Raw genomic sequence first — 13,007 nt, forward strand, 5'->3', positions numbered from 1 at the left:
CCGTACAAGAATTCCGTACGGGTCGTTCAGGCGTGACGTACGGACGACGGTGGGGAGTTGGACAGTCATGCACCCCAGGAAGCGGCAGCGGAAGAACGCCTCGGCGATGAAGCTCGTGGGCGCGCTGGTGGCCCGGTTCCGGGAGGACGCCGGGTTCACACAGCGGGAGCTGGCGGAACGGATCTGCGCGGGCGAGGAGACGGTCGCTTCCGTCGAGCAGGGCAGACGACCGCTCAAGCCGGACCTGGCGAGGCTGCTGGACCGCCTGCTGGACACCAAACACGCACTGGAGACGGCGGTCGACAACATGCCGGAGATCGACCTGATCCCGGCATGGGCGGAGCAGTACATGGACTTGGAGCGTGACGCGATCGCGCTGTCGTGGTTCGAGAACCAGGTGCTGCCGGGTCTGCTCCAGACGGAAGGCTATGCCCGTGCAGTCTTCCGTACAGACGTACCCGCGCTCCGCGCTGAGGAAATCGAGCAGCGCGTCGCAGCCCGGCTGGCACGGCAGGACATCCTGCGGCGCGCGGAGCCCGCCACCGCGAGCTTCATTGTCTCCGAAGCGGTCCTGGTCGACCGCCTGGGCGGCGATGGCGTGCACGCCGGAACACTGCGCCACCTTCGATCATGTGCCGATCTCCCGGGCATCGCCCTACAGGTCATGCCGCTCGGGCGACAGACTCACGCAGGGCTCTCGGGCCCCTTCATCGTGCTGGAATCACCGGACCACCAACACCTCGGGTACGCCGAGACTCAACGCGGCAGCCAGCTCATTTCTCATCCCGACGAGGTGAGCATCCTGGAGCGCAAATATGCGATGCTGCGAACGCAGGCCCTCAACTCCGAAGAAACGAAGGGCCTGTTGGACCGGCTGCTAGGAGAGCAATGAGCACCGCACTGGAGTGGTTCAAGTCCAGCTACAGCAGCGAGCAAGGCGGGGCCTGCCTCGAAGTCGCCTACGCCTGGCGCAAGTCCACCCACAGCCACGACGAGGGCGGCGCCTGCGTCGAGATCGCCGCTTGCCCCACCGCAGTCCACGTCCGGGACTCCAAGGTGCCCGACGGCCCGAGCCTCACTCTCACCCCCGCCACCTGGTCGCACTTCGCGAGGTACGCCGGCGCGTCGCACGGGGGCTGAACGGGGGTCAACTGGCCGCCACTCCCGCTCCCGTGCCGATGAACAGCACTCCGGTGGTCCGCTCCCAGCGGCGGCGGAACACCGGCCGGGCCAGCAGGCCGCGCAGCTTGGCGGCCACGACGACCACCCAGGGCCAGTACAGGATACCGATCAGCACATCGAGCACGCCGAGCAGCAGGATCTGGCTGGTCACGGAGCCGGAGCCGCCGCCGTCGACGAACTGGGGCAGGACGCTCAGGAAGAACAGCGCGGCCTTCGGATTGAGCACGTTGGGTCAGGAAGCCTTCGGCGAAGCTGCCTCGCTTCGTCCCGTCGTGCGGAGCGGCCCGTTCCGGTGTGCTCGCCGCCGTCGCTCCGGACCTCCGGGCCACCAGGATGGCCCGTACGCCCAGGAAGACGAGATAGGCCGCGCCCGCCAGTTTGATCGCGGTGAAGACCACGGCCGACTGCGCGGCCACCACCGAAAGGCCCAGCGCCGCCTGGCCGCCGCCCGGACGATGACGAGGAAATCCGGCCCGGGAACGACGTAGGCGAGCAGTACGACTCCCAGGAAACCCACTAAGTTGACCGACATCAGTGCCTCCCGTGCAACGCCTTCCACGTTTCAGGCGTTCTGCACCACCCGGGACGGCATCAGTTGGCCGCACGGCGGGGGACGCGTCTAAGGGCTCGCAGAAAATCAACATGCGTGTTTGATGTTGTCTTGGGGCTCGGTGCCGTAGGCGTCGAGGTAGGCGGCCACGTCGGTGGGGGTGGTGAATCGTGCGGTGGAGCGGGGGACGTTGCAGCCGTGCTGGTCCAGGAGGGGCTGGGTGTCCTGGATCGTGCGGGTGATGGTCTGCGAGCTGGTTCCGAAGAGTTCGCCGAGGAGGGCGTGGGTGAAGCACCCGCGCTGGTAGAGGATCGTGGCCAGGACCCGGTCGGGGTCGGTGAACGCCTGCCGGGGGCCGGCGCCGGGGGCTCGCTGTCGTTCGCGACCGCGTCGGTGGCGGCGCTGTTCCTCTCGCCGGGCACCCTGGAGGGCCGCCAACTCGCTGATGAGGGTGTTCAGTTGTGAGCGGGCGATGCCGGTGAGTTCCGGGTCGGTGAGGCGGGTGTGCTGCCGGGCGTCCCACAGCCGTGGTTCCGCGCCGTGTGGAGTGCTGGTGGCTGTGGGCGCGCGCTGGGCATGGTGTGCGTGGTGAAGTCGGCCCGAAGCGCGGTCTCGTCTTTCGATCGAGCCGTTTCTTCGGGCCGCTTCCCGCACCCGGCGTGCCACTCTCATGGCACCGGGCGCTCCACAAGTCCCGCTTTGCTGTCGATGATCGTCCTCATGCCGTGGTCGGCCAGGGGGAAGGGATGGCCGCGCCCCGGTAGCGGTAGCGCGTTGTGCGCACCTTTCCGGGGTCGAACAGCGTCCGTTCCTCTCCAACTGGCCGCCAACCTCCCTCGCAATAGCGGCGGCGGAGGTCCTTCCAGGTGATCCGGCGGTGCTTGCGGCGCAGCCATTTCATGACCTGGCTCCATGTGTACGAGCTCAGGTATTGGAATGTCGCGCTGGACACGCCGGGTCGGAAGTAGGCGCACCAGCCCGGCAGCATCCGGTTGAGCTGGATGAGCAGGGTGTCGAGCGGTTGGTTCGTGGCCATCTTCCGGCACGCCGTTTTGACCTTGGCCATCACAGCCGCGAGGGCCTTGCGTGAGGGGTAGGTGTAGACGTAGTACCGGCTGGTTCCTCGTTTGCGGTGGCGCTGGATGTGCCACCCGAGGAAGTCCAGTCCCTCATCGATGTGGGTGATCAGGGTCTTCTCCGGGGATAGGCGCAGGCCCATCGTGGACAAGACCCCTGTGATCTCCTCGCGCAGGGCTGTGGCATCGCCTTCGGTGCCGTGGACCATCAGGCACCAGTCGTCCGCATACCTGGAAATACGGTAGTTGGGAAGACCTTGACGGCGACGCTGTTCCCGCCCCAGCTTGCTGCTTCCGGGTCCTCCCGGTCCCTGGGCTACGTACTCGTCCAGGACCGACAGGGCCACGTTGCTGAGCAACGGCGACAAGATCGAACCCTGCGGGGTTCCGGCGCTGGTTTCTCGCAGCACGCGATCCTCACCGAGGATGCCCGCTTTGAGGAATGCCTTCACCAGGTCAAGAACGCGTTTGTCCCCGATCCGAAGCCGCACCCGGTCGAGCAAGTCGGGATGCGAAATCTCGTCGAAGCAGGCTTTGATGTCACCTTCCACGATCCACTCATACCCGTGGGACGTGAAGTGGCGGACCTCGGCCACCGCGTCGTGAGCCCGGTGGTTCGGACGGAACCCGTAGGAGCACGGGAGGAAATCCGCCTCGAAAATCGGCTCCAGCACCAGCTTCAAGGACGCCTGCACCACCCGGTCGGCGATTGTCGCGATCCCCAGGCGGCGCAGCTTGCCGCCTGTCTTGGGGATCATCCGCTCCCGCACCGGCAGCGGACGGAAACTACGATCCTTGATCGAGCCTCGTAGTGCGTCGAGGAACTCCTCAACGCCCGTCTGCTCCGCGATGGACGCCGCTGTGCGGCCGTCCACCCCGGCGGTCTTGGCACCCTTGTTACCCCGCACCCGATCCCACGCGACCAGCAAGAACGCGGGATCGGCACAGAGGTTGAAGAGGTCATCGACCTGCGATGAGGATCATCACGGGCCCAACGGTGCAGCTTGGCCTGGATCTCCCGTACCCGGCGCTCCGCCTCATACGTGGCGTGCTCCAGTTCGTCGGTATTCACCGATGACCTCCCGGTCTTCCAGTTCCTCGACTGCTGAGTTGCTGGCCCCCTTCGCCATGTGCGCGCCATTAACGCGCTCGGACTACTACGGGGCCTCCGCCACGTCCTGGCGTCGTCAGCCGACGACGGGCCTTGCCCTCCACCTGACTGGCTGCCAGACGGGAAGGGCGACACCAGGACGCTTCCCACGTTCACCACCAACCGGTCGACGAGTGAGCCGCCCAGCTCTACCCCGACAGCATCGCCACGCCTACGCCGCAGGCTTTCAACGTGGCCTCCCCACCGGCACCTTCAAATCGGCTTCGGAGTCGCCACCCGGAGGTGGCGTGCGCTGCACCCGGCCCGCATCTTCCAGATTGGAGCCGGTGGAACTCTTACGGGGCGTCAGACACTGGTTCCTCTCGTACGGCGTCTCGTCTTGCTTGCCGGACCCGCGCCGTCTGGAAGTACCGACGCGTCCCGTCGTTGTCAGGGCTGCTCCCACCTCCGCGTGCATCTCCACGCATCGGCTGCCCTCAGCTTCACCAGCCTGCTGCGACAGGCCGGCGGTAGGGGTCTTTCACCCCTACCCGGTATCAAGTGGCGCCTCGTGGCGCACGAGGGTGTAGTTCCAGTCGCCGTGGAAGCGGTGGCGGGTCATCGTCAGCGCGTCGACCTGGGCGTCGTCGACTTTCACGCCGGTGGGGTAGGCGCCGGTGTCGAGTTCGGCGCGGACCTTCAGTCCGGTGCGGGTGGTGGTCGCCGCGATGGACTGCACGATGACTTCATGGCTGGTCAGGGGCCTGCCGCGCCAGTTCATGGAGATGTGGGAGAACAGCCGGTGCTCAATCCGGTTCCATTTCGATGTGCCCGGCGGTAGGTGACTCACCGTGATCTCAAGGCCAGTCTCGGCGGCTAGAGCGGCGAGTTCGGTCTTCCATGCCCGGGTGCGGTAGCCGTTGGAGCCCCCGGCGTCGGCGGTGATCAGCAGCCGACGGGCGCGGGGGTAGTCGCCCTGTCCGGCCCCGTGCCACCAGCGGCGGATCGAGGCGACCGCGAAAGCGGCGGTGTCGTGGTCGGTGCCGACACTGACCCAGCCGGCGTTCGCGGCAATGTCGTAGATGCCGTACGGGATCGCCTTGCCGGGCCCCTCCCGGTCCAGGAAGTCATGCGTCTTGACCTGCACCGGCTCACCCGTGGGCTGCCATTCACGCCCCGCGTTCTTGTACTGGCCGACCAGTTCCTTCTTCTTGCTGTCCACGCTGACCACCGGGTCCCCGGCGCCGATGTGGTCCTTGGCCTGCTCGTTGATGTAGCGGAACTGGGCGTCCCGGTCCGGGTGCTGCTTGCCTTCGATGGTCTTGGAGTTGGCCTGCAGACTGAAACCCTCCTCCCGCAGCAGGTCACCGACCGTGTCGGCACTGACCTTGTGTCCCTGGCGGGTCAGCTCGCCGGCCAGGTTCCGGGTCGACTTAGTCGTCCAGCGCAGCGGCGACATCGGGTCTCCGCGCATGTCCGGCTCGACCAGGGCGAGCAGCGCGGGCCGCAGTCCCGCATCCAGGTCGGCGGCCTTCTTCCGGCCGCCTCCGGGCCGGCGGACCCGCCCCAAAGGCGCCTCGCCCGCCTCCAGCTCATCCGCCCCCTTGCGGACCGTCGCCTCGCTGGCCCCGGCGGCCCGCGCGACGGCCCGGATCCCGCCGTGCCCCAGGACGCGGGCCTCTCCTCCCATCAGCAGACGCTGCTGCCGCTCGTCCAGGTGTGGGAACAACACCCCGAACTTGGCAGTCAGTTGATCTCGAACCTCTTGCGGTATGCCCATACCACGTCAACGAGCCACATCACCGGAAGCAACACGTTGATTCTCTGCGAGCCCTAACGACGTGGTGTACGAAACCAAGTGCTGATCAGGCCGTGACATGCAGTGAGCCGTACGGGTTGGGAAAGTTGTGAAGCGATCCTTGGCCCGTACGGCTCTCTCGCATCCTATCTGCACTGGTATCTCGCGGAATCAACTCGGCAAGCTCATCGCCGAGTTGGCCGCGCTCTGGATGGCACGGGAGGACGCCCGGCTGCGCGAACGTCGAGGTCACGACCGTCTACGGGCCGAGGGCGGAGGTCCGGTCCATCAGCTGGTTTTCACCGATCGGGTGATCGCCACCCTGGTGATCCTGCGGTTCCAGCTCCCGCACGCCGCCCTCGCCCTTTTCTACGGCGTTGACCGCTCCACCATCACCCGGGCGGTCCATGAGATCCGTCCGCTTCTCGCCGCGCGTGGCTTTGCGGTCCCTGGCGAGGAGGGACTGCGCCTGCACACCCTGGCCGACGTCTTCGCCTACGCCGCCGCGAAGGGCGTTGAGCTGCGGCTGGACGACACCGAGGTACGCGTCCGGCGCCCGAAGGCGAACCGGCCCGGCCGCCGGGCGTTCGTCTCGGGCAAGATGCGGCAGAACACGAAGAAGGCCACCGTCGTCACCGATGAGAAGGGCCGCACCCTGTGGGCCGGCGCGATTCGGCCGGGCCGTATGCATGACCAGACCGCGGTCAAGAGCGAGGGAATCGAGGACCTCCTCGAGCAGTACCCGCAGGTCAAGGCCAAGGTGGATGCCGGATATCGGGGCCTGGCCAAACGGTTTCCCGGCCAGGTCCAGGCGCCGCCGAAGAAGCCCGGCAAGGACGCATCGGCGGAGGAGACCGCCGCGTGGGAGACAGCCCGCAAGCGACAGTCCTCCGAACGGATCTGCGTCGAGCACGCCAACGCTGAGCACAAGCAATGGCGTCCCCTTCAGCGGTACATCGGACGCCGTGAGCACTACGACGAAACACACCTGGCGATCGCCGGACTCGTCTCCGACCGCACCGCCGAGCGGTAATCACCCATCAGCCGAACCGCCAAGCCGACACGTCCCGACCTCAGTCGCACACAACGTCGTAACCTTGGCGGCCGATCCACCGCGCGACCTCGGTGGCCCAGTAGGTAAGGATCATGTTCGCGCCGGCGCGCTTGATGCCCGTGAGGCTCTCCATGATCGCCTTGTCGCGGTCGATCCAGCCCCGCTCCGCCGCCGCCTCGATCATCGCGTACTCGCCGCTGATCTGGTACGCCGCGACCGGTACGTCCACGGCCTCCGCGACCTTCGCCAGCACGTCCAGGTACGGTCCGGCGGGCTTGACCATCACCATGTCGGCGCCCTCGTGCAGATCCAGCGCCAGCTCGCGCATGGACTCCCGCAGGTTCGCCGGGTCCTGCTGGTACGTCTTGCGGTCGCCCCGCAGCGAGGAGCCGACCGCCTCCCGGAACGGACCGTAGAAGGCGGAGGAGTACTTCGCCGTGTACGCGAGGACGGACACGTCCTCCCTGCCGATGCTGTCCAGCGCGTCCCGGATGACGCCGACCTGGCCGTCCATCATTCCGCTGGGGCCCACCACGTGCGCGCCCGCGTCCGCCTGGACCTGCGCCATCTCGGCGTACCGCTCCAGCGTCGCGTCGTTGTCGACCCGCCCGTCCGCGTCCAGGACGCCGCAGTGCCCGTGATCGGTGTACTCGTCCAGGCACAGGTCGGACATGATCACGAGGTCGTCGCCCACCTCGGCCCGCACCTCGCGCAGCGCGACCTGGAGAATCCCGTCGGGGTCGGTGCCGGCGGTCCCCGCGCCGTCCTTCTTCTCGTCGGCCGGCACGCCGAACAGCATGATCCCGGCGACCCCCGCCTCGACCGCCTCCACGGCCGCCTTGCGCAGCGTCTCCAGCGTGTGCTGCCGGACGCCGGGCATGGCCGAGATGGCCACGGGCTCGCTGATGCCTTCCCGTACGAACGCCGGAAGGATCAGGTCGGCCGGGTGCACACGGGTCTCGGCGACCATCCGCCGCATCGCGGGGGTGGTACGCAGCCGACGGGGCCGGGCCCCGGGAAAGGATCCATACACAGTCATGCCAAACACGCTACGCCGCCGGAACGACCGCTTTTACCGTCACCCCGTCGGCACGATCGACGTGTGGGGGCCCGGGGCGACGCCCCGGACCCCCACACCTCTCACCACACCTCAGGTGGTCCGGCGCCGCCGGGACCCGGGACGCCGCTCGCTCGGCCGCGTCACGTGCTCACCGGCCTCGACAGCCGCCTCGCGCCGCGCCGTACCGAACGCGGCGAGCGCCTCGGCCAGCTTGTGCACCGACGGCTCGGGCGACAGCACGTCGACCCGCAGCCCGTGCTCCTCCGCCGTCTTGGCGGTGGCGGGACCGATGCACGCGATCACGGTCACGTTGTGCGGCTTGCCGGCGATGCCGACCAGGTTGCGCACGGTGCTCGACGACGTGAACAGAACGGCGTCGAACCCACCGCCCTTGATCGCCTCACGCGTGTCCGCCGGCGGCGGCGAAGCGCGCACCGTCCGGTACGCCGTGACGTCGTCGACCTCCCACCCGAGCTCGATCAGCCCCGCGACCAGCGTCTCGGTGGCGATGTCCGCCCTCGGCAGGAACACCCGGTCGATCGGGTCGAAGACCGGGTCGTACGGCGGCCAGTCCTCCAGCAGCCCGGCCGCCGACTGCTCCCCGCTCGGCACGAGATCCGGCTTCACACCGAACTCGACCAGCGAGGCAGCCGTCTGCTCCCCCACCGCGGCGACCTTGATCCCCGCGAACGCACGGGCGTCGAGCCCGTACTCCTCGAACTTCTCCCGGACGGCCTTCACCGCGTTCACCGAGGTGAAGGCGATCCACTCGTAGCGCCCCGTGACGAGGCCCTTGACGGCCCGCTCCATCTGCTGCGGGGTCCGGGGCGGCTCGACGGCGATCGTCGGCACCTCGTGCGGAACGGCTCCGTAGGACCGAAGCTGGTCGGAGAGCGACGCCGCCTGCTCCTTCGTACGCGGAACGAGCACCCGCCACCCGAAGAGCGGCTTCGACTCGAACCACGACAGCTGCTCGCGCTGAGCAGCGGCGCTGCGCTCGCCGACCACGGCTATGACGGGCTGGTGACCGTCCGGCGAAGGCAGCACCTTGGCCTGCTTCAGGACCTGGGCGACCGTACCGAGCGTCGCGTTCCACGTCCGCTGCCGCGTCGTCGTACCGGCGATGGTGACGCTCATCGGCGTGTCGGGCTTGCGCCCGGCCGAGACGAGCTCGCCGGCGGCCGACGCGACCGCGTCCAGCGTCGTCGAGACGACAGCCGTGGCGTCGCTCTGACCGATCTCGGACCAGCATCTGTCGTCGGCGCTGCGGGCGTCGACGAACCGCACGTCCGCCCCCCGCCCGTCGCGCAGCGGCACACCGGCGTACGCCGGCACGCCGACGGCCGACGCGACACCGGGAACGACCTCGAAGGGAATGCCCTCGGCGGCGCAGGCGAGCATCTCCTCGCCGGCGTTGCCGTCGAGGCCGGGGTCGCCGGAGATCGCACGGACGACCCGCTTGCCGCCCCGCGCGGCCTCCATGACAAGATTGACCGCATCCCTGATCGCGGGGATACCGGCGGCAGTTGACACATCGTCAACGACCGTCAGCTGTGGCGTGCTCACACCCGCCCTGACATGCGTACGTACGACATCGAGCACATGCGGCTCGGCGATCAGCACATCCGCGCTCGCGAGCGCCTCGACGGCGCGCAGCGTCAGCAGACCGGGGTCACCTGGCCCTGCCCCGAGAAATGTGACGTGCCCCGACACGGGGAACACGGAAGGTACTGGCGTAGAGGTGGTGGTGGGGCTCATTGTGCTCGCTCCCCCATAAGACCGGCCGCACCCTTCGCGAGCATCTCGTCCGCGAGTTCGCGTCCGAGAGTGATCGCGTCGTTGTGCGACGTGGGTACGGGACCGGTAGTGGACAGCTGCACCAGCTCGGAGCCGTCGGGGGTACCGACGACACCGCGCAGGCGCATTTCGTTGACAACCTGTCCGTCGGCCAGCAGGTCGGCCAACGCACCCACAGGTGCGCTGCAACCGGCCTCCAGGGCGGCGAGCAGGGATCGCTCGGCGGTCACGGCGGCCCGCGTGTGCGGGTCGTCGAGCTCGGCGAGCGCGGCAGCGAGTTCGACGCGCGTGGCGGCGCACTCGACTGCCAGGGCCCCCTGGCCGGGGGCGGGCAGGACGACGTCGACCGGGAGGAACTCGGTCACCTCGTCGGTCCTGCCGATGCGGTTGAGGCCGGCGGCGGCCAGAACCACCGCATCCAGTTCCCCGCTCCGTACATATCCGACACGAGTGTCGATGTTGCCGCGGATCGGCACGGTCTCGATGTCGAGACCGTGCGCCCGCGCGTACGCGTTGAGCTGCGCCATGCGGCGCGGCGATCCGGTTCCCACCCGGGAACCGGCAGGCAGCCGGGCCAGCGTCAGGCCGTCCCGCGCGACCAGTACGTCACGCGGGTCCTCCCGCCGGGGCACGGCCGCCAGCGTCAGGTCGTCCGGCTGAGCGGTCGGCAGGTCCTTCAGGGAGTGGACCGCGAAGTCCACCTCACCCCTCAGCAGTGCGTCCCGCAGGGCGGTCACGAAGACGCCCGTGCCGCCGATCTGCGCGAGCTGCTCGCGCGAGACGTCCCCGTACGTGGTGATCTCCACCAGCTCGACGGGGCGCCCGGTGATCCGGCGCACCGCCTCGGCGACGTGTCCCGACTGGGCCATGGCGAGCTTGCTGCGCCTGGTCCCCAGCTTCAAGGCATCCGTAGTCATGCCCGCCCTCTATTCCCACCGTCAGGGGTGTCGTTCAGGTCGGCCCTGCTGACGGCGGCGACCGTCTGCGGGTCGAGGTCGAAGAGTTCGCGCAGCGCGTCCGCGTACCCGGCGCCGCCGGGCTCGCTGGCGAGCTGCTTGACCCGCACGGTGGGCGCGTGCAGGAGCTTGTCGACGACACGGCGCACGGTCTGCGTGATCTCCGCGCGCTGCTTGTCGTCCAGTCCGGGGAGCCGCCCTTCGAGCCGGGCGACCTCGTTGCTCACCACATCGGCGGCCATGCTGCGCAGGGCGACGACGGTGGGCGTGATCTGTGCGGCGCGCTGGGCGGCGCCGAAGGCCGCGACCTCGTCGGACACGATGGTCCGCACCTGGTCCACATCGGCGGCCATCGGCGCGTCGGCGGATGCCTCGGCCAGCGACTCGATGTCCACCAGCCGTACGCCGTCGAGCCGGTGCACGCCGCCGTCGATGTCGCGGGGCATGGCGAGGTCGAGCAGCGCGAGCCGCACCGGCGAGCCGGTGCGCACCCCGGCCTGCCCGCGGGTACGCACCTGGGCGACGGCCGTGCCGTTGTCCGCCCAGGCGCCGTGCTGCTCCACGGAGCCGGCGTCGGCGGCCTGCCGGGCGGCGGGCACGGCGGCCTCGGGGCAGCCCGCGGGCGCACCCGCGTCCGCGCCGCGTCCCGCCGCGGTGGCGGCGTCCGTGGCGTGGTCCACCGTCAGCCCGAGCGCACCGGCGACGTTCTCCGCCGTGAGCACCAGGCCGGTCGCGCCCGTGCAGGAGACGACCACGTCGACTCGTGTCAGTTCACGCGCCACATCGGCCATCGGCACGGCGCGCGCCACACCCCCGGCCTCGCCCAGGATCTCCGCCAGCCGCTCCGCCCGCGCCTGCGTGCGGTTCGCGACGACGACCTCGGCCACTCCGGTGCGTACGAGCGTGGCGGCGGCCAGCGAGGACATCGAGCCCGCGCCGATCACCAGCGCCCGCTTGCCCGCGGCCCACTCGCCGACCGGCTCACCCGTGCCGGCGGCGAGCTGTTCGAGGCCGAAGGTGACCAGCGACTGCCCGGCCCGGTCGATGCCGGTCTCCGAGTGCGCCCGCTTGCCGACGCGCAGCGCCTGCTGGAAGAGGTCGTTGAGGAGCCGGCCCGCGGTGTGGAGCTCCTGCCCCAGCGCGAGCGCGTCCTTGATCTGGCCGAGGATCTGTCCCTCGCCGACGACCATTGAATCGAGCCCGCACGCCACCGACAGCAGGTGGTGGACGGCCCGGTCCTCGTAGTGCACGTAGAGATACGGAGTGAGCTCTTCGAGCCCCACGCCGCTGTGCTGCGCGAGCAGCGTGGACAGCTCGGCGACACCGGCGTGGAACTTGTCCACGTCGGCGTACAGCTCGATGCGGTTGCACGTCGCGAGCACGGCGGCCTCGACCGCCGGCTCGGAGGCGAGCGTGTCCTGGAGCAGCTTGGCCTGCGCCTCAGCGGTCAGCGACGCCCGCTCCAGCACACTGACCGGAGCGCTGCGGTGACTCAGTCCGACTACCAGAAGACTCATGCCGGCATCACGGCGGGAACGTCCCCGTCGGGTCCCTTCCGGCTCGCGGCCGCGGCCGCCCGCAGCGGCGGGGGCGTCACGACGTCGCCCGCCGCGCCGGCCACGGCGGCGGCTTCCTCGCCGGCCTTGCGCTGCTCGTGGAAGGCGAGGATCTGGAGCTCGATGGAGAGGTCGACCTTGCGTACGTCGACCCCGTCCGGCACCGACAGGACCGTCGGCGCGAAGTTGAGGATCGAGGTCACACCGGCGGCGATGAGCCGCTCGCTGACCTGCTGGGCGGCACCGGCGGGGGTGGCGATCACGCCGATGTGGACGCCGTTGTCACTGATGATCTTTTCGAGATCGTCGGTGTGCTGGACGGGGATCCCGGCGACCGGCTTGCCCGCCATGGCGGGGTCGGCGTCTATGAGCGCGGCGACGCGGAAGCCACGGGAGGCGAACCCGCCGTAGTTGGCGAGGGCGGCGCCCAGGTTACCGATGCCGACGATGACGACCGGCCAGTCCTGGGTCAGCCCGAGCTCGCGCGAGATCTGGTAGACGAGGTACTCGACGTCGTACCCGACGCCGCGCGTCCCGTAGGACCCGAGGTACGAGAAGTCCTTGCGCAGCTTCGCGGAGTTGACCCCGGCCGCGGCGGCGAGCTCCTCGGAGGAAACCGTGGGGACCGAACGCTCGGAGAGCGCGGTCAGCGCGCGCAGATACAGCGGAAGTCGGGCGACGGTGGCCTCGGGAATGCCTCGGCTACGGGTCGCCGGTCGGTGAGTTCGGCCAGTTGCCACGGTGCTCCTGCGGGATGAGCGGGGCTGTAGGCGGCCGTATGTACCAGGACCGCCCCGTCGCAAGCAGGCTATGCCTTTGTGAACGCGTGCACAAAGATGGTGTCCGTTTTGTCCGCCCAAAGTGACCGGGGTCACGCGTGCCGGGCGC

Annotated in this window: 10 protein-coding genes and 2 pseudogenes; 3 read left to right on the forward strand and 9 right to left on the reverse strand. The window is 69.3% G+C overall.

The features are described from left to right. The first annotated feature begins 106 nt into the window (after positions 1-106). Entirely contained in the window at positions 107-892 is a 786-nt protein-coding gene (locus AS594_RS15380; RefSeq protein WP_240509260.1) for a helix-turn-helix domain-containing protein, read from the forward strand. Further along, positions 889-1,140, forward strand: coding sequence for a DUF397 domain-containing protein (locus AS594_RS15385; RefSeq protein WP_069932842.1), 252 nt, complete (start codon positions 889-891; stop codon positions 1,138-1,140). The genes AS594_RS15380 and AS594_RS15385 overlap by 4 nt, the downstream gene beginning before the upstream one ends. Before the next feature lie 7 nt (positions 1,141-1,147). Here AS594_RS15385 and AS594_RS46145 read toward each other — a convergent pair whose 3' ends face one another. The 4 genes and pseudogenes from AS594_RS46145 to AS594_RS15405 all read right to left on the reverse strand — a co-directional run. Then, positions 1,148-1,408, reverse strand: coding sequence for a LysE family translocator (locus tag AS594_RS46145; protein ID WP_240509016.1), 261 nt, complete (start codon positions 1,406-1,408; stop codon positions 1,148-1,150). 411 nt (positions 1,409-1,819) lie between these two features. Beyond that, positions 1,820-2,320 (reverse strand): annotated as a pseudogene (locus AS594_RS15395) (helix-turn-helix domain-containing protein); the annotation flags it as partial. Between the two features lie 130 nt (positions 2,321-2,450). Continuing rightward, positions 2,451-3,737: a group II intron reverse transcriptase/maturase gene (gene ltrA / locus AS594_RS15400; protein ID WP_240509018.1), complete on the reverse strand. Its 1,287-nt coding sequence runs from the start codon at positions 3,735-3,737 to the stop codon at positions 2,451-2,453. A 741-nt stretch (positions 3,738-4,478) separates the two neighbouring features. After that, a pseudogene (locus tag AS594_RS15405) lies at positions 4,479-5,678 on the reverse strand (ISAzo13 family transposase); the annotation flags it as partial. A gap of 127 nt (positions 5,679-5,805) precedes the next feature. Between AS594_RS15405 and AS594_RS15410 the strand changes: the two are divergent. Then, entirely contained in the window at positions 5,806-6,729 is a 924-nt protein-coding gene (locus tag AS594_RS15410; RefSeq protein ID WP_079148194.1) for a transposase family protein, read from the forward strand. A 40-nt stretch (positions 6,730-6,769) separates the two neighbouring features. Here AS594_RS15410 and hemB read toward each other — a convergent pair whose 3' ends face one another. The 5 genes from hemB to AS594_RS15435 all read right to left on the reverse strand — a co-directional run bounded on the left by hemB (position 6,770) and on the right by AS594_RS15435 (position 12,859). Further along, positions 6,770-7,789 carry a porphobilinogen synthase gene (gene hemB / locus AS594_RS15415; protein WP_069932841.1) on the reverse strand — a complete coding sequence of 340 codons (1,020 nt, stop codon included), beginning with the start codon at positions 7,787-7,789 and terminating at the stop codon, positions 6,770-6,772. A gap of 111 nt (positions 7,790-7,900) precedes the next feature. Continuing rightward, entirely contained in the window at positions 7,901-9,568 is a 1,668-nt protein-coding gene (locus AS594_RS15420; RefSeq protein WP_069927584.1) for a bifunctional uroporphyrinogen-III C-methyltransferase/uroporphyrinogen-III synthase, read from the reverse strand. Beyond that, positions 9,565-10,524 (reverse strand): hydroxymethylbilane synthase, encoded by a 960-nt coding sequence (gene hemC / locus AS594_RS15425; RefSeq protein WP_069927585.1) that lies wholly within the window; start codon positions 10,522-10,524, stop codon positions 9,565-9,567. Before hemC ends, AS594_RS15420 begins: the two co-directional genes overlap by 4 nt. Next, positions 10,521-12,080, reverse strand: a complete 1,560-nt coding sequence (locus AS594_RS15430) for a glutamyl-tRNA reductase (protein ID WP_069932840.1) — start codon at positions 12,078-12,080, stop codon at positions 10,521-10,523. The genes hemC and AS594_RS15430 overlap by 4 nt, the downstream gene beginning before the upstream one ends. Beyond that, on the reverse strand, positions 12,077-12,859 hold the full coding sequence (locus tag AS594_RS15435) for a redox-sensing transcriptional repressor Rex (protein WP_069927587.1): 783 nt from the start codon (positions 12,857-12,859) through the stop codon (positions 12,077-12,079). The genes AS594_RS15430 and AS594_RS15435 overlap by 4 nt, the downstream gene beginning before the upstream one ends. Between the last annotated feature and the right edge of the window lie 148 nt (positions 12,860-13,007).

Source organism: Streptomyces agglomeratus, from assembly GCF_001746415.1.
In the GTDB taxonomy this organism is placed as follows: domain Bacteria; phylum Actinomycetota; class Actinomycetes; order Streptomycetales; family Streptomycetaceae; genus Streptomyces; species Streptomyces agglomeratus.